Origin of the sequence: Paenibacillus sp. FSL H8-0259, from assembly GCF_037963255.1 — a bacterium.
In the GTDB taxonomy this organism is placed as follows: Bacteria; Bacillota; Bacilli; order Paenibacillales; family Paenibacillaceae; genus Paenibacillus_AQ; species Paenibacillus_AQ phytohabitans.
Genome location: NZ_CP150147.1, coordinates 6,753,378 through 6,778,221, shown reverse-complemented (window position 1 = coordinate 6,778,221; position 24,844 = coordinate 6,753,378). Strand labels below are relative to the sequence as shown.

Genomic DNA, 24,844 nt, shown 5'->3' with positions numbered 1-24,844 from the left:
AAACTATAATCCCTGTATGGAAACTAGAGATGTGATTTCGCTGATCTCCAAGATCAGGGAGAAGGTTAACCGGTTCATTGTTGCAGAGATGGTGAAGCAGGGGCTGGAAGGTATCGGCACTTCGCACGGGGACATTATTTATGCGTTGCTGCAGAAGCCGAGGCTTACTATGGCAGAGATCTCCGCCAAAATTAATAAAGACAAATCGACCGTCACTGCACTGGTGGATAAGCTGGTCCGGCTTGGCATAGTGACGAAGGAAAGGGAGAAGGAGGACACCAGGTTTGTATACGTTGCTCTGACGGGGAAGGGGAGGGAGCTAGAAACGGTTTTTGAGGCGATATCTGCAGACATGCTGGAGCAGTTTTACCTCAATGTCACCGAACAGGAGAAGGAAGCGCTGCTGGGCATTCTAATTAAAATCAATAACAACTTCTAAAAAAATATATTATATAGTTTGATATCAAACTAAAGTTCAAAGGAGGAAATACTTGTGAGAGATTACACGACAGAATTGCCGCCGCACACAGAGAAATACATCGGAGAGAACGATCTGTATCTGCAGATATTTGCAGGAAGGAACCTCCCGGAGGATGCTGACCGCAGGCCTCCTTTACTGTTCGTGCATGGTGCCTTTACCGGAAGCTGGATGTGGAGCAAATACATTCCCCATTTTATCCGTGAAGGCTGGACCTGTTATGTCATGAATCTGAGAAGCCATTACAGAAGCCGGGTGCTGGATATGACGGAGATAACCTTCGGGGACTATCTGGAGGATATAAGCGAGGTTATCGCTGAATGCGGGGCTCCGCCTATTGTGATCGGGTTCAGCATGGGCGGGATTCTAAGCCAAAAGCTGGCGGAAACGGCAGAACTAGCCGGGCTTGTGCTGATCGATTCAAGTATTTGTAAGGAGGTTCATGATAGGGTGCCTTACCGGGACATTGTCCGGACACAACCTGGCCTCGTAGTGCCTGCCCCGGTTCGTGAGGAGCTGACGGGCATAGATGAATCGGCAGAGGATATAGCTTTTCAAAGAAAGTACCTGACTATGGAGTCTGCCAAGGCGTTTAGCGCTTTTTCTTATCATTACGGTGCGGACGGAATCCCGGTGGACAGCCGGTCCATTAAGTGCCCTTGTCTGGTTATCCATGCTGTTAACTGTGCGGAGGACGACCGCCGGGGCAAAGTGAACGCAGAGCATTTCCATGCAGACTACAAAGGCCTGTGGGACACCACGCATACCGGTCTGCTCGTAGGGCAGCGGTATCTGGAAGCAGCGGAGACTGTTCTGGAGTGGCTGAGAAGAGAATTTTAACCAAAATAAGCATAAAGATCCGAGGTGACAAAATCTCGAATCTTTATGCTTTCTATTTGTTTGTTTATTGCTTGCAGTGGGCTATGAAATTCTCCAGCCACTCTATCGTTACCGTCTCACGCAGAATTGCGCCATCCAGCACAAGATAATCACCGAAATTATCGCTGTCGAGTGGGGGGATGCTGTCATACCGCTCTTTATTCCTGCTTAAATGCTTCAGTCTCTCCTGATGCTGATGCAGCTGATGCTCCAATAGATGAATCCGGGTGGCTATATCCAGATTATTGGAGAAGTACATTCTCAGCCGGAACACATCTTTAGGCGTAGGCTCAAGCGGCTCTTCTTTTTTCAGCCATTGCAAAAAAGCTTTCTTGCCATGCTCCGTAATCGAATACAGTTTTTTCTCCAGTATTTCTCCGCTAATTTGGATCTCGAATACAATAAGTCCCTCATCCAGCAGCTTTTTTAATTCCGGATAGATCTGACTGTGCTTGGCATTCCAGAACTCACCTAAATCCTTGCCGAATTCCTTACCTATATCATAGCCAGTCATTGGCTCTTTGTTTAATAACCCCAAAATAGCGTATTTCAAAGTTCTCATAAGCTTCGCTTCCTATACATATTCGTCGTTTTCTACTTCGTTAGTATAGCATATTTAGCCAGTCGACAATAACATTTGTTACATATGTGAATAAACGTGTTTTATTAAACATATAAATATATACATGTTTGTATTGATATAAATAAGAGCCTGTGCTAATATGAAATCGGATTAGATGTGAATAAATTCACAATACGATTGATGAAGGAGAAGAAGATTGCAGTGGAACTTACAAAGAAGAGATGGATTATTCTGATTGCGAGCTGCTTTATTAACCTGTGTATTGGCTCAATCTACGCCTGGAGTGTGTTTGCTGCCCCGATGGCAGCGTATTTGAGCGAACTGACAGGACTCAGCTTAACGCCGGGGGATTTGGCTATCGCTTTTACGATTACCAATTCAGTCGGTCCAATTACGATGATTTCAGGCGGATGGATTAATGACAGATTCGGGCCTAAGCGGGTAATTCTGGTAGGTGGCCTGTTATTCGGGGGCGGGATGATATTGTCCGGGTTTGCAACCTCGGTTAGTTTCCTGGTCCTTACGTACGGCATCGTACTTGGCCTTGGAACTGGCATGGTCTACGGCTGCACTATCAGTAACTCCATCAAGTTCTTCCCTGACAAACGGGGATTGGTTGGCGGAGTAACCACTGCTGCCTATGGATTAAGCTCTGTCATCATCCCTCCAATTGCCAATGGCTTGATTAGCTCGTCTGGAGTGAAATCAGCATTCTTAATCATCGGCAGCGCATTTCTTCTTATCATCTGCTCCGCTTCTTTCTTCATTGAGAAATGTCCGTCTGATTTCGTTCCGGCAGGCTGGACAGCCAAGTTGCCGGGTACTGGCCGTTCTCTAAAAAGCGACAAAGACTGGAAAGGCATGCTGGCAAGTCCGCTATTCTACGTAATGATCCTGTTATTAATCAGCGGTGCTTTTGCCGGACTAATGTGTACCTCACAAGCTTCACCTATCGCTCAAAAAATGGTTGGCCTGTCTGCGGCGGCGGCAACGACTGTGGTTTCTGTACTGGCTCTGTTCAACACGGGCGGACGCATCCTAGCGGGCTATATTTCTGACAAAATCGGCCGGATCAACACGCTTACCTTTGCTTCACTCTTATCTGTAGTGGGGCTCACCCTGCTGTATATTTCAGGAGCTAACAGTGTGGCGACCTTCTATATCGGTATTTCTGTGATCGGCTTAAGCTTTGGCTCCCTGATGGGCGTATTCCCCGGATTTACTGCAGATCAGTTCGGTGCCAAGAATAATAGTGTGAATTATGGAATTATGTTTATCGGCTTTGCATTAGCGGGCTATTTTGGCCCGTCCATTATGAAGAATGTGTACAGTGCAGACGGCAGCTATCAAAGAGCCTTTGTGATTGCGGCCATCTTTGGCATCACCGGAATTATCCTGACCTTTGTCTATAAGTGGGCTGTCAAATATCAGGCGAGAACTGCTGCTAAGCCTCAGGAAGCTAGTATATAAAGAACAGAAGCAATGTATAGAGAGAAGGAGAATGAAATCATGATTAGAAAATATCCGAACCTGTCTAAACCCATCACAATTGGTAATGTAACCTTCAGAAATAGAATGTTTGGCTCTCCTATGGGCGGAACCGATATTACAGCAGACTGTACGATTGGACCCAAATCCACAGCGTTCTATGAATTAAGAGCTAAAGGCGGCGCTGCCTCAGTTACAGTCAGTGAAGTTGTTGTACATCCCGAAACCGAAGCCTCCCATATGTACCATCTGGACCTGGGAACTGTAGATTCTCTTGCCAGCTTTACTTATACTGCAGATGCCATCCGCCGTCACGGAGCTATTGCGAGTGTGGAGCTATCCCATTCCGGACAGTACGCCGGTACATATCTGACGGACAAGAATAAGAAGCAGGAATTGGCCCAGTGGGGGCCCAGCCCCGGAGTACGCCCAGACGGCAGGGAAGTGAAGGAGCTTACACAAGCACTAATTGATGACATCGTAGCAGCCTATGGCAGATGTGCCGGACTGGCTAAGAGAGCCGGTTATGAGATGATTATGGTCCATGGCGGACATGGCTGGCTGATCAATCAGTTCTTTTCTCCGTACTTCAACCGTAGAACCGACAAGTATGGCGGAACTTTGGAGAACCGGGTACGGTTTGCCCAGGAGGTTCTTGACAGTGTCCGCAACGCTGTAGGCCCTGGCTTCCCTATCGAGTTCAGAATAAGCGGTTCGGAGTTTTTTGAAGGCGGATATGACCTTACTGAAGGTATTGAAATTGCCAAGCTTGTCGAATCTAGAGTCGACCTGCTGCATGTATCTGCGGGCACGTATCAGACCGGCTTCGGAATCACCCATCCGTCGATGTTCTTGCCGCATGGCAGTAATGTGTATCTGGCAGCAGAGATCAAGAAGCATGTAAGTGTCCCCGTTGCTACGGTCGGCGGTTTAAATGATCCGGCTCAGATGGAAGAGATCATTGCCAGCGGTCAGGCGGATGTGGTTGAGATGGCCCGCGCACTGCTGGCTGATCCAGAGCTGCCCCGGAAGGTCATGAGCAACCGTGACGAGGACATTATTAAATGTCTGAGATGCTTCACCTGTATGGCGGAGCGTGCGGAGACCTCTACAAGACGCTGTACGGTGAACCCGTTAATCGGCCGTGAAATGGACGGGACAGAAATTTATCCTTCGGCTAATCCGCGTAAGGTTCTGGTAGCGGGTGCTGGCCCAGGCGGGCTGTATGCGGCGATGACTGCTGCCAAACGCGGACATCAGGTCATTTTATGTGAGAAGTCGGATGATGTGGGCGGTATTCTGCGGGGAGAGCAGGCGCTGCCCTTCAAATATGAGATGTATGAGCTGGGAGTTACTCTCGGGAAATTAGCCAAAGACGCAGGCGTCGAGATTCGTCTAAATACACCTGTGACCCAAGCGTATGTTGATAATGAAAATGTGGATGCGTTAATTATAGCCGTCGGTTCCGCAGCCATTGTTCCGCCAATCCCGGGACTTGATGGTGATAATGTAGTTGTAGTTAATGACTACTATCTGGAGAAAGATAAGGTTACCGATAGTGTGGTTGTACTGGGAGGGGGCCTTGCGGGCAGTGAAGCAGCGATTCACCTTGCCCAGGAAGGCAAAACAGTACATTTGGTCGAGATGAGAACTGAGCTGGCACCGGATGCCAATATCAGACATCGCCCGATTATGCTGAAGGAGATCGACAAGCTGAATATTAAGGTTCATCTGGGATATAAAGGGTTATGTGTTACGCCGGAGGGCGTAGTTTGCCTGAATCCAAGCGGGGAAGAGCAGCTGATTCCGGGAACCTCTGTAATTTGCGCACTTGGACAACGGGCAAGAAGAGATATCGTAGAGGAGTTAATTGATTGTGCTCCTTATGTGGCTCAGATCGGGGACTGTGTAAAAGCGTCAACGATCACTACTGCAATTTATCAGGGATATCATGCAGCGCTTGATATTTAGTTTGACACATATCCCCCCCCAGGGGGGATACTGGGTATAGATGTTTATATAGGATATGGGGAATTCCATAGGCAACAAAGCAAAGAACTGCCGTCATTTGGGCGATCCTCGCGGCTGCACTATATGCCATCCGCACGCCGGTATCCAAAGAGCTATATCAAAGGGTTCGGTTCAGGGTTAGGCGCACGAAATAAATAAAAGGCCGCATGAACCGGATGATCCGGTTCCTTGCGGCCTTGTTTGAGTGTGGATTTTTAAGTATCAAATATTGTTCAATCTATATACATCCGGTTAGATTAATGGAATTTGACAGTCTTGATCCGTGATTCCTGTTCGTAAGTAAGCGGGCTTGGCGTTTGCGGTGTGTGCAAATGGCGCTCTACGCTGTATTCCATTTTCCGGTAGTCTTCTTCTCCCGAAGCCATTCCAGGCTGCCACATTCCGGTTACCCAATTCTTCAGTTCCTTAATTCCTGCCAGCATTGCATTCATCCTCCTTGGCGATGAAATCCGATGGAAAATAGGGTTTCGATCACTTTTGTTTACGCTTTCATTATAACACGGATCAGTCGAAAATCAAAGGTGTGTCCGTGTGAAATAGACAATAAAAGAGTACAAAGTGTGAATTGGAGAGGCTTTGTGCTTTGTGAAAGGAGTTATGTCCTTGTGGGAGAGACAATAGGGGATGAGGAATGGTAAAAGAAAAAGCGACTGCCGGATATGGCGGTCGCTTGCAGCAAACTCCTGTAGGGAAAGCTTATTTGATACGTTTCAATGCGGCTTCCTGATCAATAGAACGTCTGGCCAGCATGTCCAGTGTAGCATCATGTACGGTTAATGTTTTGTCTATCCGCTCAAGAGTGTCTCGGGTTGCAATGACTTCAGCATTGACTTCGGATACAGCCTGCTGGATCAGCGGGATCAGCTTCGTATCTTCTTTGATGCTGTCAATATCAGCCTTCATTGTGCCAAGTTCGGACTTAACCTCGCTCAGCTCAGACTTAACCTCGCTCAGATCAGATTTCATTCCCTGTAATTCCGTAAGAATCTGTTGCAAAATCGGATCGCTCATCGTCACAGCTCCTCAAATATGGATTACATCAGAAGCGGGCTCTTTGGAGTATTTTTAATTATTATAGCATAAGACGGGGGGACAGGCCGAGGAAAAAGAGCAAACTGGCTGAAGCGCGGCATTCCTGCCTGGAACAAAGAAAATCTCTAATTATGAGTGTTTTTTACACTAATAATTGGGATATTTACCAATCGGCAAAGATGCTATATTGATTTTGGTAAGCGGTTGCATAAAAATCCTGAAGCTGATTTTATGCATCAGCCGATCACAACAAACCGGGAGGAATAAACGATCCATGCCAAAAAAGAAATCGTTTCTGTCATTCATCTTCACCACAGTCTTGCTGCTCGCTATGGTCACACCGATGGTCTCTGCTGCAACGGAAGAACAGGCGCCGCAGGAGCAGGCTGCCGCAGCTGCGGCTGCATCCACAGGTCTTCAATCCTACGTAGATGCCATGCAGCCGGGATGGAATCTGGGCAATTCACTGGATGCGACCGGAGCCGATGAGACTTCCTGGGGCAACCCGGCCGTCACACAGGCTCTAATCAAGAAAATTGCTGCCCAAGGCTATAAGAGCATCCGGATTCCCGTGACCTGGGATGTACATACGGGAGCGGCTGCCCCGTATACAGTGGATGCGGCCTATTTGTCACGTGTCCAGCAGGTTGTTGATTGGGCAGTAGCAGAGAATTTGTATGTCATGATCAACGTTCACCATGATTCCTGGCTGTGGATCAGCAAAATGGAGCAGCAGCATGATCTGGTGCTGGCCCGCTATAAGGTGGTCTGGACTCAGATTGCGAACCGCTTCAAGGGATATTCCGCCAAGCTGATGTTCGAGAGCGTGAATGAGCCGCGTTTCACCGATGGCGGAACGACGGATGAGGCCAAGGCGATTCAGATGCTGGATGAGCTGAATGTGGCTTTCCATGGCATCGTCAGAGCCTCCGGCGGGAATAATGCCACCCGTCCGCTGGTGCTGTCCACGCTGGAAGCTTCACCGACGCAGACCCGGATGGACGCCCTGTACCAGACCATCACCAGGCTGAACGACTCCAATCTGATCGCAACCGTACACTATTACGGGTTCTGGCCGTTCAGTGTCAATATTGCCGGGTATACCAGGTTCGAGACCGATACCCAGAACGATATCGTGACTACCTTTAATAATGTCTATAACACCTTTACCGCCAGAGGCATTCCCGTTATTGTGGGCGAGTATGGGCTGCTCGGTTTTGACAAGAATACAGGTGTGATCGAGCAGGGGGAGAAGCTGAAATTTTTCGAATACCTGGCTTATTATCTGAAGTCCAAGCAAATTACACCGATGCTGTGGGACAATGGCCAGCATTTCGGCCGCACTTCCTTCCAGTGGTCCGATCCGCAGCTCTACAATATGATGAAGGCAAGCTGGACCGGCCGCTCGTCCACTGCTGAAAGCGATCTCATTCATTTGAAAAAGGGTGCTGCAGCCAAGGATGTGACGGTTAAGCTGAATCTGAACGGCAATACGCTCTCTTCAATTCTATACGGTAGCCAGCAGCTGGTGCAGGGAACGGATTATACCCTAAGCGGTGACCAGCTGACGTTCAAAGCAGCGAAGCTCACCAGCCTGACTTCTTCCGGTAAGCTTGGCGTCAATGCAGTTTTGACGGCCCGCTTCAACAAAGGAGCGGATTGGAATTTTAACGTAATTCTCTATAATACGCCAAAGCTAAGCAGCGTTCAGGGAACAGCCAGTGCTTTTAAAATACCGGCTGTGTTCAATGGCGATACTCTCGCTACCATGGAAGCCGTATATGCTTCAGGAGGGAATGCCGGCCCGCAAAACTGGACGTCTTATAAAGAATTTGCTTATACGTTTACGCCTTCCTATACCACGGGTGAAATCAGTCTGCTGCCGGCGTTCTTCAATGAAGTGAACAATGGTGACGTGATCCTGAAGTTCCATTTCTGGAGCGGCGAAGTCGTGAATTACAAGATCACCAAGAACGGAACGAGCGTTACCGGTACGGCAATGTAGATGTAGCACAAGCAGAAGATGTACATGATAGCCTTCTTTTATCCTGCGGGATGGAAGAAGGCTTTTTATTGCGGCAGCCTTAAATATCCAAGAAAATCTTGGGGATACTATACCAAACGAACGGGGAAGGAGGGCATCTATGGAACCGGACACACAGAATATTCCTACGCTGCGGCATATTCTTGATGAATTCGATCAGTGTGCGGATCTCAGCCACCGGCGCTTTCCTGAACTCTCCGCCGATATTGTGTATTTCCCGCATACGGTGGATAACAACCTGCTAATCCAGGAAATATTGCTGCCCTTTGACCGGCTTCAGGCGGATGGGCTGGATAAGTTGTTCCTCCAGTCCCAATTTGTTGAGACAAGAGAGTCCAAAGCCGTGGTGGTCGGCATACTGGAGGGCTGTGTAGCTGTCTTCCACGGGGAAGCTGTTTACTTACTGGACGCCTACGGCCCGGAAGGCCGCAGTGTACAGCAGTCGGAAACGGAGACGGTAATTGCCGGCCCTCATGATGCCTTCGTGGAATCCGCTCCTACTAACCTGAGCTTAATCCGCCGCCGGATCAAAAGCTCGCATCTGAAAATTATCCGGTGTGAGATCGGAGAAATTTCCAAAACAACTGTGTACATCCTTTATATCAAGGATATTGCCAATCTTAAATATGTCCAGGATCTGCAGAACCGGATCAACCGGATTGAGACAGATGCGATTAATGACGGCGGGACGCTGACCCAGTTCATTGAAGATATGCCGAATTCGGTGTTCCCGCAGTTTCTGACTACGGAAAGACCTGATGTGGCTGTGTCGAAGCTGGCGGCCGGGCGGATCATCACCATCGTTGACAATAGTCCGACAGCGATCAGTGCGCCCTCCTCCTTTTTTGAATTCTTCTCATCACCGGATGATTACTACCAGCGCTGGGCACTGGGGACGGCACTGCGGCTGCTCCGGTTTCTGGCTCTTGTAATAACGATATCATTCACGGCGATGTATGTATCGGTAACTACCTTTCATTACGAGATGATTCCCGAAGCGCTGCTCCGAACGTTGGCTGAATCACGGAACAGGGTGCCGTTTCCTCCTGTTTATGAAGCGCTGCTGATGGAAATCATGATCGAGCTGCTGCGGGAAGCCGGAGCGCGCCTGCCAACCAAGATTGGGCAGACGATCGGGATCGTGGGCGGGATTGTGATTGGTCAAGCGGCTGTACAGGCTGGCCTGACAAGCAATGTGCTTATTATCGCAGTAGCCTCATCTGCCATTGCCTCTTTTGTGATTCCCAGCTATATGATGAGCGCCTCTATCCGCCTGATCCGCTTCGGAATCATAATACTCACCGGAATATGGGGCAATATTGGACTTGTAATGGGTATAGCCCTGATCGTAATTCATTTATCCAACCTGACGAGTCTGGGTTCGTCCTATCTGACCCCTATTGCTCCAATGAAGACGGGAGACTGGAAGGATGTGTTTATCCGTGCTCCTTTCTCGAAGCTGAGCAGCCGTCCGTCCCAGAGCAAGACCATGAATTCCATCAGGCAAAAAAACAAAAAGTAGGAGTGGACGTTATGCCCGAAAAGCTGCGCCCCTTTCATATTGCCGTTCTAATGCATATGACCCAATCCGGAATTGTGATCTTCACATTGCCCCGCAATCTGGCCGACTATTTCGGTACCAACGGATGGCTTTTTCTGGTGCCGTGTATCGTAGTCTCTACCTTCAATATCTATTTAATTTCACTGGTCTTCCGGCTTGGCCAAGGGAGGTCTGTATTTGAGATTATGGAGCAGACAATTCCAAGGCCGGTGCTGTATCCCTTTTATGGCGGCCTGGCTGCGGTCTGGCTTGTTTTTGGCTGCATGATCGGCAAGAAATACGTACTAATCTTCCAAATGCTGTCCTTCCCGACAACGAATCCCATGGTGTTCAAGCTGGCTGTGGACATTCTGGCCTTTCTGATGATTACCAAAGGAATCTATTCCATCTCCAAAGCGGCAACGCTGTTCTTCTGGCTGTCTGCCTGGATGTATCTGCTCATGCTGTGGTTTTTTCCGGCGTTCCGCTGGGAACGCCTGACTCCGTTTATTCTCAAAGGCGGGCATAATCAGTTCAAAGGAGCGATGGAGATCTATTCCGCTTTTCTCGGTTACGAATTATCGATACTGCTGTTCCCTTACGTGAACAAGAACAAAAAGGCTATGGCGGGCGTCCATGCGGGAAATCTCTATTTAGCTGTACTGTATATCTCGCTGGCGATCATCTGCTTCGGGTTCTTCAGTCTGGGGCAATTGAAAAAACTGCTCTATCCTTTGCTTGATTTGCTGGCGTATATCCAATTTCCGTTTATAGAGAGGCTGGAGAATCTGCTGTACGGGCTGTTTCTGTTCCCGGTTCTGGTCACTGTTGTAATGTACTGGTGGGCGGCACAAGAGTCGGTACGAAGAATGCTCCCCAGAATAAAACTATCCGTGCTCTCTTTCTTACTGATTGCGATTTCCTACAGTATCTCTTTTATTCCGAAGACACTGGATGCAGTGGGGGTCTGGATCACTAACCTGGGGTATGCGGTGACCGGGATTGCTTTCGGGTTTCCTGTACTATTGCTTCTATTGCTGCTGATTCAGCGGAAAGGGGGAGAGGTCCGTGCATAGACAGATTTATAGCTTGGCAAGGTTGTCCCTGAGTCTATTGCTTCTGCTTCCTCTGCTGCTGACCGGATGCAAAAGCGACGAGAGAATCCTTGAGAAGCTGGGCCTGGTGCAGACGGCGAGCTATGATCTTGCAGAGAATAACAGGATCAAAGTTACCTCCTGCGTCCCGGTCATTGACCCGGATTCCTCCGCACGCCGTGAGCTGTTGTCTACTGTCTCGGATAGCATTAAGGAAGCGAGAATCATGTTCTCCAGACAGACGGATTTGACGGTTGTCAGCGGGCAGCTCAGAGATGCATTGTTTGGTCTGAAGCTGGCCAAAGCCGGACTCGGGGATTACATTGATACCCTGCTGCGTGATCCCTCTATAGCCCTTGGCGTCAAGGTTACAATTATTAACGGGGATGCCGGTGAAATTCTGGCCAAGGATTACGAGCCGCATACGGATACCGGAAGATATATCAATCATCTGCTGGAGAAAGAGGCGGCCGGCAACAGCATTCCCAATACCACTCTGTATGAATTCTCCCGTGACTATAATGACGATGGCATAGATCCGGTGGCACCGATAGTAAAGGATAGCGGGGACAAAGCCGTTATTGACGGCATTGCCTTGTTTCAGGAGGACCGTTACAGAATGAAGATTCCGGCTCAAGACGGGATCTTCTTCGGGCTTTTCCGTGATGACCTGAGGCAAGGGGAGGCCGCTCTCCATTTGGGGGAAAAGGATGGCCGGCAGGTGGTAGTGATGTTCAGTTCATTATTGAATTCACGCAAGGTGAAGGTTCATCGTCTGGGGCCCGGCCGGTTCAAAGTCGAGCTTCTGGCGAATATCCAGGGCTCCGTGCTTGAATATACCGGACACCATTATCTGAATAAGGCCGGGGTAAGACAACAGCTGGAGCGGGATATCGCAGATGTGATTATGGCCAAAGCCAAAGAAATGGTGTCGCAAATGCAGCAGCATAACGTAGATAGTCTCGGAATCGGGATACAGATAAGGAATACTTTGAGCTATAAAGAGTGGAATCAAATGAATTGGCGGGAGGTTTATCCGCAGGTGGAGATAGAGTGCAAGGCCAAGGTGACAATCAAGGATTACGGGAAATACATGTAGGCACTACCCTGATTATTTCAATTTATAAATATACAAAATAGGGCAATGGGTGTAAAATTGCATTACTTAGGTCTTCCCGGCGAGCAGAATAGCATGGATATACAGAGAAACGGGTGCTGCCCTTCAAAGGGGGGGGCATTAACGTTTCTACTTCTATGCCTATATGTGAATAAATGCGCATGGACCTCAGGCCTGAGGGGATTATGCTGCATTGCACCACAGGGTTATCCTGCTCCCGGAAGCAGAAGCGAAGGTACAGCAACAAGATGAACCGAAAAGAGACGGAGGAATTAAGAATCATGGAGAGAAGAAACTGGAAGCACCTTATGAAAATAGCAATGTTGACCGCTGCGGTTGGCCTGGTAGCGGCTGGCTGCGGAAATTCCAATAATGCAGGCAATGCCGATAATGAAAGCTCCGGAAATGCTGCGGAAGCTCCAGCCGAGGCGGTTACCCTATCGCTGGGTCTGCTGCCTTCTATTGATGCGATTCCATTTATTATTGCGCATGAGCAAGGCTTTGATAAAGAGCATAATGTAAACCTCGATATCCAGACCTTCAAGAGCGCCAAGGACCGGGATGTAGCTTTTCAAGCCGGCAAAGTAGATGGTCTCAGCGCAGATCTTGTAGCGATTTCCATCTATAATGAAGCGGGACTGGATGTCAAAATCACCAGTACTACAACGGGTGAATTTGATCTGCTGACCGGAAATGATGAAGTCAAAGAGGTGAAGGATCTGAAGGGCAAAACTGTCATTCTGTCCAAGAATACCTCGACCCAGTATACCGTGGCGATGATGCTGAAGCAGGCCGGTCTGACTGAAGACGATATTACAGTGACCGAAGTGCCGCAGATTCCAACCCGCCTGGAGCTGCTCAAGAATAATAAAGCCGATGCAGCCGTCCTTCCGGAGCCGTTCGTGACCATGGGCAAAACTGCTGGCCTGCGTGTCCTCAGCTCGACCCATAGTGCGGGAATCAATCCGTTCGTGCTGGCTTTCCCGCAGAGTGCGATTGATGCCAAGGGACAAGGTATCCGTGATATGTACGCCGCTTATGATGAAGCTGTAGATTATATGAAAACGCATGACCAGTCGGAATATATCGATCTGATTATCAAGGAAGTGGGTTATCCGGACACGCTGAAGAATGAGATTAAGGTGCCGGAATATCTCCCTGCTTACCAGGTGGATGTGAAGGAAGTAGAAGCGGCCTTCGCCTGGGCGCGTGAAAAAGGACTGCTCACCAAAAATATATCGGCTGAAGAAGTGATCTCCGATGTCCAGTTTAAAGAATAGCGGACTCCGCATTAACAACCTTCATGTAGCCTACGAAAAGGGACAGCTGGCACTCGGAGAGATGAATCTGACCCTGCCGGAGCATGGGATATACACAGTAATCGGTCCTTCCGGCAGCGGCAAATCCACGCTGCTGCGGGCGATTGCCGGCCTGCTGCCGGGGTATGAGGGGGAACTGCTCTTCAACGGCAGATCCGTCCATGAGAAGGAGACGCTGATTGGCCTGGTGCCGCAGAATTATGGCCTGCTGCCCTGGAAGACAGTCCGTGACAATATCAGGATTGCCATGAAAATTGCCCGCCCCGGCAGCGGGAGCACAAACAGGCAGGAGCAGGACGGGCAAATCCTGCATTGGCTGGAGTCCATGGGTATAGCCGGGCTGGCCGGCCGGTTTCCGCTCTCCCTGAGCGGAGGACAGCAGCAACGGGTAGCTATTGCCCGTGCATTCGCCATTCTGCCGACTATTCTGCTGCTGGACGAGCCGTTCTCGGCGCTGGATGCCATTACGCGGGAAGGGCTGCAGCAGATTTTTATCGACAACTGGCAGGCGCATCCGGCAACCACGCTGTTCGTCACCCATGATATAGAAGAAGCGATTCTCCTGGGACAGAAGATTATCGTGATGCTGCCCGGGCAACAGGAGCCGCCGGAGATTCTCGATAACTCCGCTGTGTTTGCCATGAAGCATGTGGACAAGCGGGAGAGCGATGAGTATTTCGAGCAAAGTAAGAGAATCAGAAAGGTAATGATGGAGAAATGGTGAAAAAACGGCATCTCCCTCACCTGCTGCGGCTGCTGTTCGTTTTTGCGGGCATGAATGTAATCTGGTATATAGCCTATCTGCTGATGAATCATTCCATTCTGCCAAGTCCGGGTGCAGTCTATGAAGCTATGTTTCATCTGGGTGCGCGTGATGTGGCGCTGAACGTCGGCTACAGCCTGCTCCGGATCTTCGAGGGTGTGCTGCTGGCGCTGCTGCTCGGACTGATGGTAGGCCTGCTGATGGGCCGCTCTCCACTCTGGAACAGGCTGCTGGATCCGGTAGTGTATCTGACCTATCCGATTCCCAAGATTGCGCTATTGCCTGTAGTGATGCTGTTCTTCGGCCTCGGAGAGACCTCCAAAGTGCTGATGATCATGCTGATCCTGCTGTTCCAGGTAATCATATCCGTACGTGATGGTGTGAAGGCGATCCCTGAGAGTACATATGATGTTCTGACGAGCATCGGCGCCAGCTCCATGCAGAAGTTCTGGAATGTGACGCTCCCCGGCGCATTGTCGGTCATTCTCAGCACCATTCGTATCTCCCTTGGAACGGCAATATCGGTGCTGTTCTTCACCGAAATTTACGGTACGGAGCATGGCATGGGCTTCTTCATTATGGATGCCTGGCTGCGGCTGGATTATCCGGAGATGTATGCGGGAATTATGCTGTTCAGTCTGGTAGGCTTTGTCCTTTTCCTGCTGGTGGATCTGCTGGATTACCGGTTTATGAAGTGGCGGCGGTAGTCTGTACACGGGTATTGTCCGCATAAGGACGGTGCCCGTTTCTTTTGAAATATAAGAATTTATATGTTTCACACGATAACTTATCCTTCTATTTCTCGCTGAAACAACACCGTCCCTTAAAAGGACGGCAAAGCCGTTTCTACTTGTTTGAGAATGCTGTAATTTCCTGTCGCAAATATAACATGGTAAATATATCTAAATATAATTATAATTAGAATATTCATGTTACTTATTTGAGGAGGATGAAATGTTTTGAACAGTAAACGCAATCAATTTATTCAGCAAACCGCCCGGACAGCCCTGATTACTTCGGTAGCGCTTGCATTACTGCTGCCTGGCGGGCTGGCTGCTGCGGATTCCGGCTACACTTCGGTAAGGGTGCCTCTCTCCACAGCAGCTGCCGGACAGGCCGCCAATTCCGCAGCCCCGGACCCGGCCAAGGCCAAAATCACACAGGAGCAGGCCATTGCCAAGCTAAGAGAGCTGTTTCCCGTTCTGAAGGAAGCGACGGTATCCAATGTACGGCTTGGCACGGATTCTTACCCTCCTTCCGGGAACCAGATGGTGTGGAATGTCCAGTGGCAGTACCAGCTGGGCAGCTCAGGTTACGGGTTCTCCAGTTTGGTCGATGCGATGACAGGTGATCTGGTGAATACGTATATTTCTTATCCTATGTTGAGGGAGAATGCCTTTTACCCTCCGGAATTCTCCCGGGAGGAGGCGCTGGCGAAAGCCCGCAGCTTCATTGCCGCGGCCGCACCATCCCTGGCAGCCAAGGACCTTGTACTGGATGATAACGACCAGACTTATATGGGCAGGGACGCGCTCTTTGGTATGTTTGAATATAGATTTCCGTTCAGAATCTTGAGAAACGGGCTTCCCTCAGCAGCGGATATGCTGAACATCTCCGTCGATGGAAACGGGAATATCGTTCAATTCAGCAAACCGGCTACAGACGGAGTGTATCCGTCAGCGAAGCCGGCGGTCTCCCCGGAATCAGCTAGCAAGCAATTTGCCGAGAACTTTAAGGTTGGCCTCTATTATATCCCTATATATAAAGATGGCGCGGCAGTGCGCTGGATTCTGGGCTGGCGCCCTGAGAGTGAATCCCTGTCCCTTGTAGATGCCCAGACTGGCAAAAGCATAGATAATGAAGGCGAAGCAATTACGGCAGCTGTCACTTATGAGGCGATTCCAGAGCGGAAGAATACTTTCCAGCCTGCAAGCGCCGCCGGGCTGACCGCAGCTGCAGCGGCGAAGCTGGTACAGCAGGTCGCTGCGATTCCTGCAGAACGCAAGCTTTCAGGCCAGAACTCTGGCGTGAATTCCCAGAATGATAAGCAAAAGCTCTGGAGATTATCCTGGGAAGCAAGCCGCACGGCTGCTAATATGGCAATGCCGGAGCGTACGTACGCTGAAGTAGACTCCAGCACCGGAGAAATCATTCAATTCCAGCTGGAGCAGTATGGAGGCCAGGCATTGAAGGAACAGCCTGCACCTGCAGGCGGAACCAAACTGACGCAGGCACAAGCCAAGGAGAGGGCGATAGAGCTTATCAACCGTCTGTATCCTAAGGCCAGCGGAAGTCTTAAGCTGGCTGAGCATGGAGGAAAGTGGAGTATCCTTGAGGACGGGAAGGGGTACCGTTACCAGTTCTTGCGCTATTATCAGGGTATTCCGGTTAGTGACAGTAATATAGTCATGACTATGGATGTTTACGGCAGACTGCAAAGCTACATGAATACAGGCAACACCGGTTATGAAGCGCTCAAAGATAAGCCTGTTCCGGCAGTTTCCGGGGCGGAAGCACTTCAGAGCTATCTCGGCCGATATGATCTGAAGCTGCAGTACAGCAGTATAGGCGGATATAATATAGACAATAAGTATGTTGAACCGGTAGTTAAGCTGGTATATGCTCCGACTCCGGCAGATTCTCAGGATACCTATAAGGTACTGGATGCGCAAACTAAGGAATGGGTCACGACCTACGAGAGCCCGTTGCAATCACGGAGTGGAGCGGAGGCAGTTGATCTTAAGGGGCATGCAGCAGAGCAGGCACTGACCGAGCTGCTGAACTACGGCGTGCTGAGCGTAGATGCGGATAAGAAGGTGAATCCGGACCAGGAGATAACGGCCGGAGACTGGTTCACCCTGATTGCCAGATCCTCAACACCGTATTATGCAGGGTATTCGAATGGTTCTGAACCTAAAGCCGTGGCTGGAGTGAGTCCGGACAGCCCTTATTATGAAGCCGTCAGCTATGCGGCAGAGCGTGAATGGATCAGCAGAGGGGCTGCGCTGCAGCCTGAGAGTAAGTTAAGCCGCGAACAGCTTGCTGTTCTGCTGGCCTCCTTCCTGAAGTACGATAAGCTTTCAGCTTTTCTGGGTAATGATTCTGTCATAACCGGCTTCAGTGACAATGCGGCAATTCAGGATAAAGGGGCAGTAGCACTGGCTGTTAAGCTGGGATTGCTGCAGGGAGAGAACGGGAAGTTCAATCCACAGCAGATTGTAACCAAAGCGCAGGCAGCTAATGTGATCATGAAGCTCGTAGAGCTGCAGGGCAGAACCGATCAGGTGATCGGCCAATAGAGAATGGAGCACAGCAAAGCCCGTTTCCGCCACTATGGCGGGAACGGGCTTTTTGACGTCGCATTATGAAGTGGAGAAGCTTATTTGCCGAGCTGTTTGTCGACTTCCTTGACGGGATTCTCGCCGACATTGTCTTCGGTCTTGATGCTGCTCATGAACCAGCCTGTAGCCGCAATAATAATCAGAACCACGTAGAAGGTCAGTTTCCACCAGGTGCTATGCGCGAAGTCTTCAGACAATACACCCAGCGAAGGATGTGCAAGAGTGATGACGGCAAGCTTAATCCCTACCCAGCCGACAATGAAGAAGGCGGCAATTTCGAGACCTGGACGTGTGTGGAGCAATTTGACGAAGAAAGAAGCGGCAAATCGCATAATAACCAGGCCGATGAATCCGCCCGCAAAGATTACCAGGAACTGTCCGCCGTCAAGCCCGCCAATGTGGCCGATTCCGCTTGGCGGAAGAGCAACGGCGAGGGCAACAGCTGCGAGGATGGAGTCTACTGCAAAGGCGATATCTGCAATCTCAACCTTAAGTACGGTGAACCAGAAGCTGGATTTCTTCTTGTTGACAGCCCCGGAAGTGCCGCTTTCAGCTGCTTCATCCGTGACCGGTTTCTTGAACAGCAATTTCCGGAAGATATGATTCCCCGCGATAAATAACAGATAAATTGCGCCGATAGCTTGTACCTGCCAGATGTCGACCAGATAAGAGATGACGAAAAGTGATCCAAACCTGAACACAAACGCTCCTGCCAATCCGTAAAAGAGCGCCTTCTTACGTTCCTCATCAGGAAGATGTTTAACCATGATTGCCAATACAAGTGCGTTGTCTGCGGCAAGCAGCCCTTCCAGTGCGACCAGAACGAGCAATACCCATCCGTATTCTAATAATAATCCCCAATCCATTGCTGTTTCCTCCTCATGTGGCTCTGGATACTTTTCGTAAAAAATACCCTTATTACCATTATTGTAACCAAAACTATATAAAAAAGACCTTTACCAAACAGATTAGCCTTTGGAATAAAGGTAACCTGATTGGTAAAGGTCTCGCTAACAATGATAAATTGCCGATAAAACCGGAGAATATCCTCATATTCTCGTATTGACGATTTTATCTAACAGCTACTCCCCTTTACGGGATATATGAAATTTTAGGATTTACGTATCTGACTAAAAGTATCATATATGAGTTGAGAGGCGTTGTCAATGTTTATGAGAATAAATATCATCAGGAAATGATTGTTTTGAAAACGGAAACATGGCATATACGAGTTATATAACTTGACATACCATATGTCGAAACTGCAAACATAAGGAAATTAAGGGCAAATCAAGCTTTAAGCTAATTGACGATGCCCTGTTATGAAAATATGATGAGACTAATTAAAGCAGCAAGCAAGGTTTGTGTTAATTAACATAACATTAAACCGAGCTGGCAGCCAGTTGACTGTCGCATATGGGAATGTCAGGGAAGCTTAGCTTACAAAACTTGAGTGATGCTTCCGAAGCGAGTTTTACTGCGAAGTGGTTTCAAGGAGCGGATACTCCGTAAAACTAAGCGAATGCTTCCGAAGCGAGTTTTGTACGAAGATTGTACAGGGAAGCTTAGCTTACAAATCTTTTAGGAGGTGGGAAATGATGCAGCCGTCATGTATATCAAGTGAAGCGGAGGAGGAGATTAGCCGCCACCCTTGCTACAGCGAGGAGGCCCACCGGTTTTATGCCCGGATGCACATCCCGGTTGCTCCCGCCTGTAACATCCAGTGCAATTACTGCAACCGCAAGTTCGACTGTGTAAATGAAAGCAGGCCGGGTGTGGTCAGTGAAGTGCTTACTCCGGAGCAGGCAGAACGCAAGGTGAGGGGCGTTGCCGCTCAGCTGATGCAGCTCTCGGTTGTGGGTGTAGCCGGACCCGGAGATCCTCTGGCGAATCCGGAGCAGACATTTGATACCTTTGCCCGGGTCAAGAAGTATGTGCCAGACGTGTCCCTTTGCCTCAGTACCAACGGACTTACGCTGTACCGGCATGTGGATGAGATTATCGAGCTTGGCATCCGGCATGTCACCATCACCATCAATGCCATTGATCCTGATGTCGGCCAGGCGATTTATCCCTGGGTATTCGATGAAGGGGTCCGGTACGAAGGAAGGGAAGCAGCTGAGCTGCTGATCAGCCGCCAATTGCTGGGGCTTGAGATGCTGGCGAAGCTGGGGATTCTGGTCAAAGTGAATTCGATTATGATTCCGGGGGTCAACGATCATCATCTGCCCGCCGTGTCCCAAAGAGTAAAAGAACTCGGGGCCACGCTGCATAATGTAACACCGCTGATTATCGCGCCGGGCAGCCAATACGAAGCGGATGGACGCAAAGCGCCCCGTCCGAAGGAATTGCTTAACCTGCAGGAGCTGCTAGGCCGTGACGGGATGAAGGTCATGCGCCATTGCCGCCAATGCCGGGCGGATGCGATCGGGCTGCTTGGCCAGGACCGCAATCAGGATTTCCCGCTTGAAGCGATGGAAGCTGAACCGGTCATTAATGAAGAAGCCAGGGCAATGTTCCAGAGTGAGTTGGATACCAAAATCCGCGAGCGCGTCAAAGCCAAGCAGGCCAGACGCATTCAGGCAGGCGGGCCGAAGACCAGAGTCGCAGTTGCCACTAGAGGCGGCGATAAGGTGAATCAGCATTTCGGTCATGCCACTGAGTTTCTGATTTACGACACTGACGGCGCAGATGTACAACTCCTGGGTGTCCGCAAAATACAAGCATACTGTCATGGCAAAGCAGACTGTAACGGCGACAAAGCCGCCACGCTGCAAGAAATCATCTCCATTCTAAGTGATTGCCGCATTCTTCTCTGCTCCGGTATCGGCGATGCTCCAAGAGCCAGCCTGAACAAGATCGGAGTCCTGCCCCTCGTCCGCAAAGGCGGAATTCAGGAAGCCATTCTCGAAAGCGTCAAGTACAGCTCTTATTTTGAAAATATAAACATTTCGAAGGGATGATGAACAATGAGACAAATAGCTTTCTACGGTAAAGGCGGTATCGGTAAATCGACAACTTCACAAAACACCCTGGCTCAGCTGGCTACAAAATTCGGACAAAGAATAATGATCGTAGGCTGTGACCCTAAGGCAGACTCTACCCGTCTGATCCTGAACACGAAAGCCCAGAACTCGGTGCTTGAACTGGCGGCTGAGCTTGGCTCGGTAGAGGATCTTGAGCTTGAAGATGTATTGCAGACAGGTTTCGGTGACATTATCAACGTAGAATGCGGCGGCCCTGAACCTGGAGTAGGATGCGCAGGACGCGGGATCATCACCGCCATTAACTTCCTGGAACAGGAAGGTGCCTATCAGGATCTGGACTTCGTATCCTATGACGTGCTTGGTGACGTTGTATGCGGCGGTTTCGCAATGCCAATCCGCGAAGGCAAGGCGCAAGAGATCTACATTGTCTGTTCCGGTGAGATGATGGCGATGTACGCAGCGAACAATATCGCCCGCGGTATCCTGAAGTATGCTACCAGCGGCGGTGTAAGACTGGGCGGCCTGATCTGCAACAGCCGTAACACGGACCGTGAAGATGAGCTGATTATGGAGCTGGCCCGCCGTCTGAACACACAGATGATTCACTTTGTGCCGCGCGATAACATCGTTCAGCATGCCGAGCTGCGCAGAATGACCGTTGCCCAATATAACCCTACCCATCAGCAGGCGAAAGAATATGAAACGCTGGCTGAGAAAATCCTCAATAACAAAATGCTGACCATCCCTACTCCGATTTCCATGGAAGAGCTGGAAGAGCTGCTGATGGAATTCGGCATCATCGAAGATGAAGAAGCTGCGATCAAGAAGCTGCAGGCTTCCGGTCAATAAGACTCTAAGCCGTAATCTACAGAGTGATCCGGTGAACGGGAGTGGAGAGACGGCCTTCGCCGGATCATCTCAGGTGGTATTAGCCACGCAGGCGGCTTAGACGTCCTGCATCAAGAAAAGGAGGGTCAATACATGGGACTGAATATCGAAGAAAATAAAAAACTGGTAGAAGAAGTTCTGGAAGCTTACCCGAAAAAAGCGAAGAAAGACCGCGAGAAGCATTTCCAGGTTGCTACAGATAATGCAATAGATTGCGGGACCTGCGCAGTCAAGTCCAATATTAAATCCCGTCCGGGTGTGATGACCCCGCGCGGTTGTGCTTATGCAGGCTCCAAAGGGGTAGTATGGGGCCCGATCAAGGATATGGTTCACATTAGTCACGGCCCTGTCGGCTGCGGTCAATACAGCTGGGGCTCACGCCGTAACTTTGCGAACGGGACGCTCGGTATTGATAATTTTACAGCTATGCAGATCACCAGTGATTTTCAGGAGACGGATATTGTCTTCGGCGGAGATAAGAAGCTGGCCGTAATCATGCGTGAAATCACCGAAATGTTCCCGCTGGCCAAAGGGATCTCGGTTCAATCCGAATGCCCGGTCGGTCTGATCGGTGATGATATTGAAGCGGTATCCAAAAAGATGTCCAAAGAGCTGGATATGCCGATTGTTCCGGTACGCTGTGAAGGGTTCCGGGGGGTCAGCCAATCGCTGGGCCACCATATTGCAAACGATGCAATCCGCGATTTCGTCATGGGCCGTGCGGAGCTGGCGGAGACCGGCCCGTATGATGTCAACATTATCGGCGACTATAATATCGGCGGTGATGCCTGGGCATCCCGTATCCTGCTGGAGGAGATGGGCCTGCGCGTGATTGCCCAGTGGTCCGGTGACGGCTCCCTCAATGAGCTGGAAGTAGCCCACAAGGCGAAGCTGAACCTGATTCACTGCCACCGTTCGATGAACTATATGGTAGATCATATGGAGAAGGCCTACGGTATACCTTGGCTGGAATACAACTTCTTCGGACCGACCAAGACCTATGAGAGTCTGCGGGCGATCGCCGCTCTGTTCGATGCTACGATTCAGGAAAACTGCGAGAGAATGATTGCCAAATATAAGCCGGTGATGGATGCCATTATCCATAAATTCAGACCCCGGCTGGAGAACAAAACGGTCATGCTGATGATCGGCGGATTACGTTCCCGTCATACCATCGGAGCGTATGAGGATCTGGGGATGGATATCGTAGCTTCCGGTTACGAATTCGCCCATAAGGATGACTATGAGAAGATGCTTCCGATGCTGCAGGAAGGAACGATCATTATGGATGACCCAACAGCCTATGAGCTGGAAGAGATCACCCAGAGAATGAACATAGATCTGGTAGGTTCAGGTGTGAAAGAGAAGTATGTGTATCACAAAATGGGTGTTCCATTCCGCCAGATGCACTCCTGGGATTACAGCGGTCCTTATCATGGCTTCGACGGCTTTAAGGTTTTTGCCAAGGATATGGATATGACTGTGAACAGCCCGGTATGGGATCTGGTAACCCGGAAATCCAAAATCCAGCCAGAGGAGGCGAGCATATGAGCAAGGACGATCTGAACATTAAAGATAATACCAGCTTGTTTAAGGAGGAGCGTTATGTTCAGCAGCGGGAGAACAAGAAACAGTTCGAAGCGCCTTGCAGCGAGCAGGAAACTGCTGAAGCACTCGCTTACTCCAAATCCGCTGAATATATGGAAAAGAACTTTGGCCGCCAGAATGTGGTCATCAATCCGCATAAAGCCTGCCAGCCGCTGGGTTCCGTAATGGCCGCGCTCGGATTCGAGAAAACACTGCCGTTTGTACACGGCTCGCAGGGCTGCAACGCCTACTTCCGCAGCCATCTCAGCCGTCACTTTAAAGAACCCACGCCATCCGTTTCCACTTCAATGACCGAGGATGCGGCCGTATTCGGCGGAATGAATAACCTGATCGACGGTCTGGAGAACAGTGTCGCGCTGTACAAACCGGAGATGGTTGCCATCTGTACCACCTGTATGGCTGAGGTTATCGGGGATGACCTCAACTCTTTTATCGGCAATGCCCGGATCAAAGGGGTGATTAGTGAAGAATACCCGGTAGCTTTCTGCAACACACCAAGCTTCGTAGGTTCGCATATCACAGGCTATGACGCCATGATCAAAGGCATTCTGAGCTACCTCTATACCCGTTCGGGAATCGAGAGTAAGCCTGGAAGCGGTGCGGAAAGCGGAGAGAAGCTGAATGTTCTGCTGGGGTTCGAGCCGTACACCGGCAACTTTGCTGAACTGCGCAAGATTCTGGCGGCTTTTGATACGAAGTACACCATCCTGGGAGACCACAGCGGAAACTATGACTCCCCGGCCACAGGAGAATACGAGTATTACTATGGCGGCACGAAGCTTGAGGATGTTCCGCAGGCAGCGAATGCACTGGGAACCCTGTCTCTGCAAAAATATACGCTGAAAAAGACGCAGGAATATATCAGCGGAACCTGGAAGCAGCAAATCTCCGCATTATCGACACCGCTTGGGATTAAAGGTACTGATAAATTGCTGGAAACGATCAGCGAACTGACCGGCTTGCCGGTTCCTGCTTCACTTACCGAAGAACGCGGCCGCGTAGTAGATGCGCTCATGGACAGTCATCCTTACCTGCACGGCAAGCGGGTTGCGCTTGTAGGTGATCCGGATCTGCTGATCGGTCTGATCGGATTCTGTCTGGAAACCGGGATGGAGCCGGTGCATATCGTCTGCTCGAACGGTGATGTTGATTACAATGAAGTGAAGTTCAAGGATGAAGCAGAGGCGCTGCTGGCGGCAAGTCCCTACGGTTCAGAAGCAACTGTGCATGTGGGTAAAGACCTGTGGCATATGCGCTCGCTGCTGCTGAATGATACGGTTGATCTGGCAATCGGCAGCTCCCATCTGAAATTCGCCGCCAAGGATGCCGATGTTCCGCTGATCCGGGTCGGATTCCCGATCTTTGACCGTCATCATATGCACCGTTATCCCATTATCGGGTATCAGGGGACGTTAAATCTGCTTAGCTTGATTGTGAATACCACCCTCCAGCAGCTCGATGATAATAATTCCGGATTTAACTTTGAGCTGGTGCGCTAAACATAGTTTTATCAGCTATCTAAGTTAAAGTGATCACTAAGAGTGAGAGGGATTACTGAAAATTTCTGAAATGAAATGTATATTATCAATGTAATTATTTGAATAAATGTAAAAATACTCAACCTGGCATCCTTCGTCCCCCGGTACATTTCG

General features: G+C 49.8%; 20 protein-coding genes. 16 read left to right on the top strand and 4 right to left on the bottom strand.

The features are described 5' to 3' along the window. Nucleotides 1-31: 31 nt before the first annotated feature. Nucleotides 32-439: a MarR family transcriptional regulator gene (locus tag NSU01_RS28970; RefSeq protein WP_336103864.1), complete on the top strand. Its 408-nt coding sequence runs from the start codon at nucleotides 32-34 to the stop codon at nucleotides 437-439. 54 nt (nucleotides 440-493) lie between these two features. Beyond that, complete coding sequence (locus NSU01_RS28965) at nucleotides 494-1,318, top strand: alpha/beta hydrolase (protein WP_076248435.1); 825 nt, start codon at nucleotides 494-496, stop codon at nucleotides 1,316-1,318. Nucleotides 1,319-1,382: 64 nt separating this feature from the next. On the opposite strand, the gene NSU01_RS28960 is transcribed toward NSU01_RS28965, so the two are convergent. Then, nucleotides 1,383-1,919 carry a PadR family transcriptional regulator gene (locus NSU01_RS28960; RefSeq protein ID WP_076248433.1) on the bottom strand — a complete coding sequence of 179 codons (537 nt, stop codon included), beginning with the start codon at nucleotides 1,917-1,919 and terminating at the stop codon, nucleotides 1,383-1,385. Nucleotides 1,920-2,141: 222 nt separating this feature from the next. Between NSU01_RS28960 and NSU01_RS28955 the strand changes: the two genes are divergently transcribed. Together NSU01_RS28955 and NSU01_RS28950 are read left to right on the top strand one after the other, a co-directional pair. Continuing rightward, nucleotides 2,142-3,410, top strand: a complete 1,269-nt coding sequence (locus NSU01_RS28955; RefSeq protein ID WP_076248431.1) for an OFA family MFS transporter — start codon at nucleotides 2,142-2,144, stop codon at nucleotides 3,408-3,410. Nucleotides 3,411-3,449: 39 nt separating this feature from the next. Then, entirely contained in the window at nucleotides 3,450-5,399 is a 1,950-nt protein-coding gene (locus NSU01_RS28950) for an NAD(P)/FAD-dependent oxidoreductase (protein WP_076248428.1), read from the top strand. 296 nt (nucleotides 5,400-5,695) lie between these two features. Here the strand turns inward: NSU01_RS28950 and NSU01_RS28945 are convergent, their stop codons facing one another. Then, nucleotides 5,696-5,881, bottom strand: a complete 186-nt coding sequence (locus NSU01_RS28945; RefSeq protein WP_039297739.1) for a hypothetical protein — start codon at nucleotides 5,879-5,881, stop codon at nucleotides 5,696-5,698. A gap of 274 nt (nucleotides 5,882-6,155) precedes the next feature. Continuing rightward, nucleotides 6,156-6,470 carry a histidine kinase gene (locus tag NSU01_RS28940; RefSeq protein ID WP_076248425.1) on the bottom strand — a complete coding sequence of 105 codons (315 nt, stop codon included), beginning with the start codon at nucleotides 6,468-6,470 and terminating at the stop codon, nucleotides 6,156-6,158. A gap of 295 nt (nucleotides 6,471-6,765) precedes the next feature. Between NSU01_RS28940 and NSU01_RS28935 the strand changes: the two genes are divergently transcribed. From NSU01_RS28935 to NSU01_RS28900, 8 genes are all read left to right on the top strand, one after another. After that, on the top strand, nucleotides 6,766-8,496 hold the full coding sequence (locus tag NSU01_RS28935) for a cellulase family glycosylhydrolase (RefSeq protein WP_076248423.1): 1,731 nt from the start codon (nucleotides 6,766-6,768) through the stop codon (nucleotides 8,494-8,496). A 139-nt stretch (nucleotides 8,497-8,635) separates the two neighbouring features. After that, the gene (locus NSU01_RS28930; RefSeq protein WP_076248420.1) at nucleotides 8,636-10,057 is read left to right on the top strand and encodes a spore germination protein; all 1,422 of its coding nucleotides are present in this window, start codon (nucleotides 8,636-8,638) and stop codon (nucleotides 10,055-10,057) included. An 11-nt stretch (nucleotides 10,058-10,068) separates the two neighbouring features. After that, nucleotides 10,069-11,151, top strand: a complete 1,083-nt coding sequence (locus NSU01_RS28925) for a GerAB/ArcD/ProY family transporter (RefSeq protein WP_076248418.1) — start codon at nucleotides 10,069-10,071, stop codon at nucleotides 11,149-11,151. Beyond that, nucleotides 11,144-12,268 (top strand): Ger(x)C family spore germination protein, encoded by a 1,125-nt coding sequence (locus tag NSU01_RS28920; RefSeq protein ID WP_083705748.1) that lies wholly within the window; start codon nucleotides 11,144-11,146, stop codon nucleotides 12,266-12,268. Before NSU01_RS28925 ends, NSU01_RS28920 begins: the two co-directional genes overlap by 8 nt. 326 nt (nucleotides 12,269-12,594) lie before the next feature. Beyond that, nucleotides 12,595-13,566 (top strand): ABC transporter substrate-binding protein, encoded by a 972-nt coding sequence (locus tag NSU01_RS28915; protein ID WP_256704044.1) that lies wholly within the window; start codon nucleotides 12,595-12,597, stop codon nucleotides 13,564-13,566. Then, nucleotides 13,547-14,329 carry an ATP-binding cassette domain-containing protein gene (locus tag NSU01_RS28910; protein WP_076248413.1) on the top strand — a complete coding sequence of 261 codons (783 nt, stop codon included), beginning with the start codon at nucleotides 13,547-13,549 and terminating at the stop codon, nucleotides 14,327-14,329. Before NSU01_RS28915 ends, NSU01_RS28910 begins: the two co-directional genes overlap by 20 nt. Next, nucleotides 14,323-15,075 carry an ABC transporter permease subunit gene (locus NSU01_RS28905; protein ID WP_042139715.1) on the top strand — a complete coding sequence of 251 codons (753 nt, stop codon included), beginning with the start codon at nucleotides 14,323-14,325 and terminating at the stop codon, nucleotides 15,073-15,075. The genes NSU01_RS28910 and NSU01_RS28905 overlap by 7 nt, the downstream gene beginning before the upstream one ends. Nucleotides 15,076-15,327: 252 nt before the next feature. Beyond that, nucleotides 15,328-17,667: an S-layer homology domain-containing protein gene (locus NSU01_RS28900; RefSeq protein WP_076248410.1), complete on the top strand. Its 2,340-nt coding sequence runs from the start codon at nucleotides 15,328-15,330 to the stop codon at nucleotides 17,665-17,667. Nucleotides 17,668-17,747: 80 nt separating this feature from the next. Here the strand turns inward: NSU01_RS28900 and NSU01_RS28895 are convergent, their stop codons facing one another. Beyond that, the gene (locus NSU01_RS28895; protein ID WP_042139713.1) at nucleotides 17,748-18,575 is read right to left on the bottom strand and encodes a TerC family protein; all 828 of its coding nucleotides are present in this window, start codon (nucleotides 18,573-18,575) and stop codon (nucleotides 17,748-17,750) included. 729 nt (nucleotides 18,576-19,304) lie between these two features. On the opposite strand from NSU01_RS28895, the gene nifB reads away from it, so the two are divergent. From nifB to nifK, 4 genes are all read left to right on the top strand, one after another. After that, nucleotides 19,305-20,672, top strand: a complete 1,368-nt coding sequence (gene nifB / locus NSU01_RS28890) for a nitrogenase cofactor biosynthesis protein NifB (protein ID WP_042139712.1) — start codon at nucleotides 19,305-19,307, stop codon at nucleotides 20,670-20,672. A gap of 6 nt (nucleotides 20,673-20,678) precedes the next feature. Next, nucleotides 20,679-21,545 (top strand): nitrogenase iron protein, encoded by an 867-nt coding sequence (gene nifH / locus NSU01_RS28885; RefSeq protein WP_039297719.1) that lies wholly within the window; start codon nucleotides 20,679-20,681, stop codon nucleotides 21,543-21,545. A 132-nt stretch (nucleotides 21,546-21,677) separates the two neighbouring features. After that, nucleotides 21,678-23,135: a nitrogenase molybdenum-iron protein alpha chain gene (gene nifD, locus NSU01_RS28880; protein ID WP_042139711.1), complete on the top strand. Its 1,458-nt coding sequence runs from the start codon at nucleotides 21,678-21,680 to the stop codon at nucleotides 23,133-23,135. Next, nucleotides 23,132-24,691 (top strand): nitrogenase molybdenum-iron protein subunit beta, encoded by a 1,560-nt coding sequence (nifK, locus tag NSU01_RS28875; protein ID WP_076248408.1) that lies wholly within the window; start codon nucleotides 23,132-23,134, stop codon nucleotides 24,689-24,691. Before nifD ends, nifK begins: the two co-directional genes overlap by 4 nt. The last annotated feature ends 153 nt before the right edge of the window (nucleotides 24,692-24,844 follow it).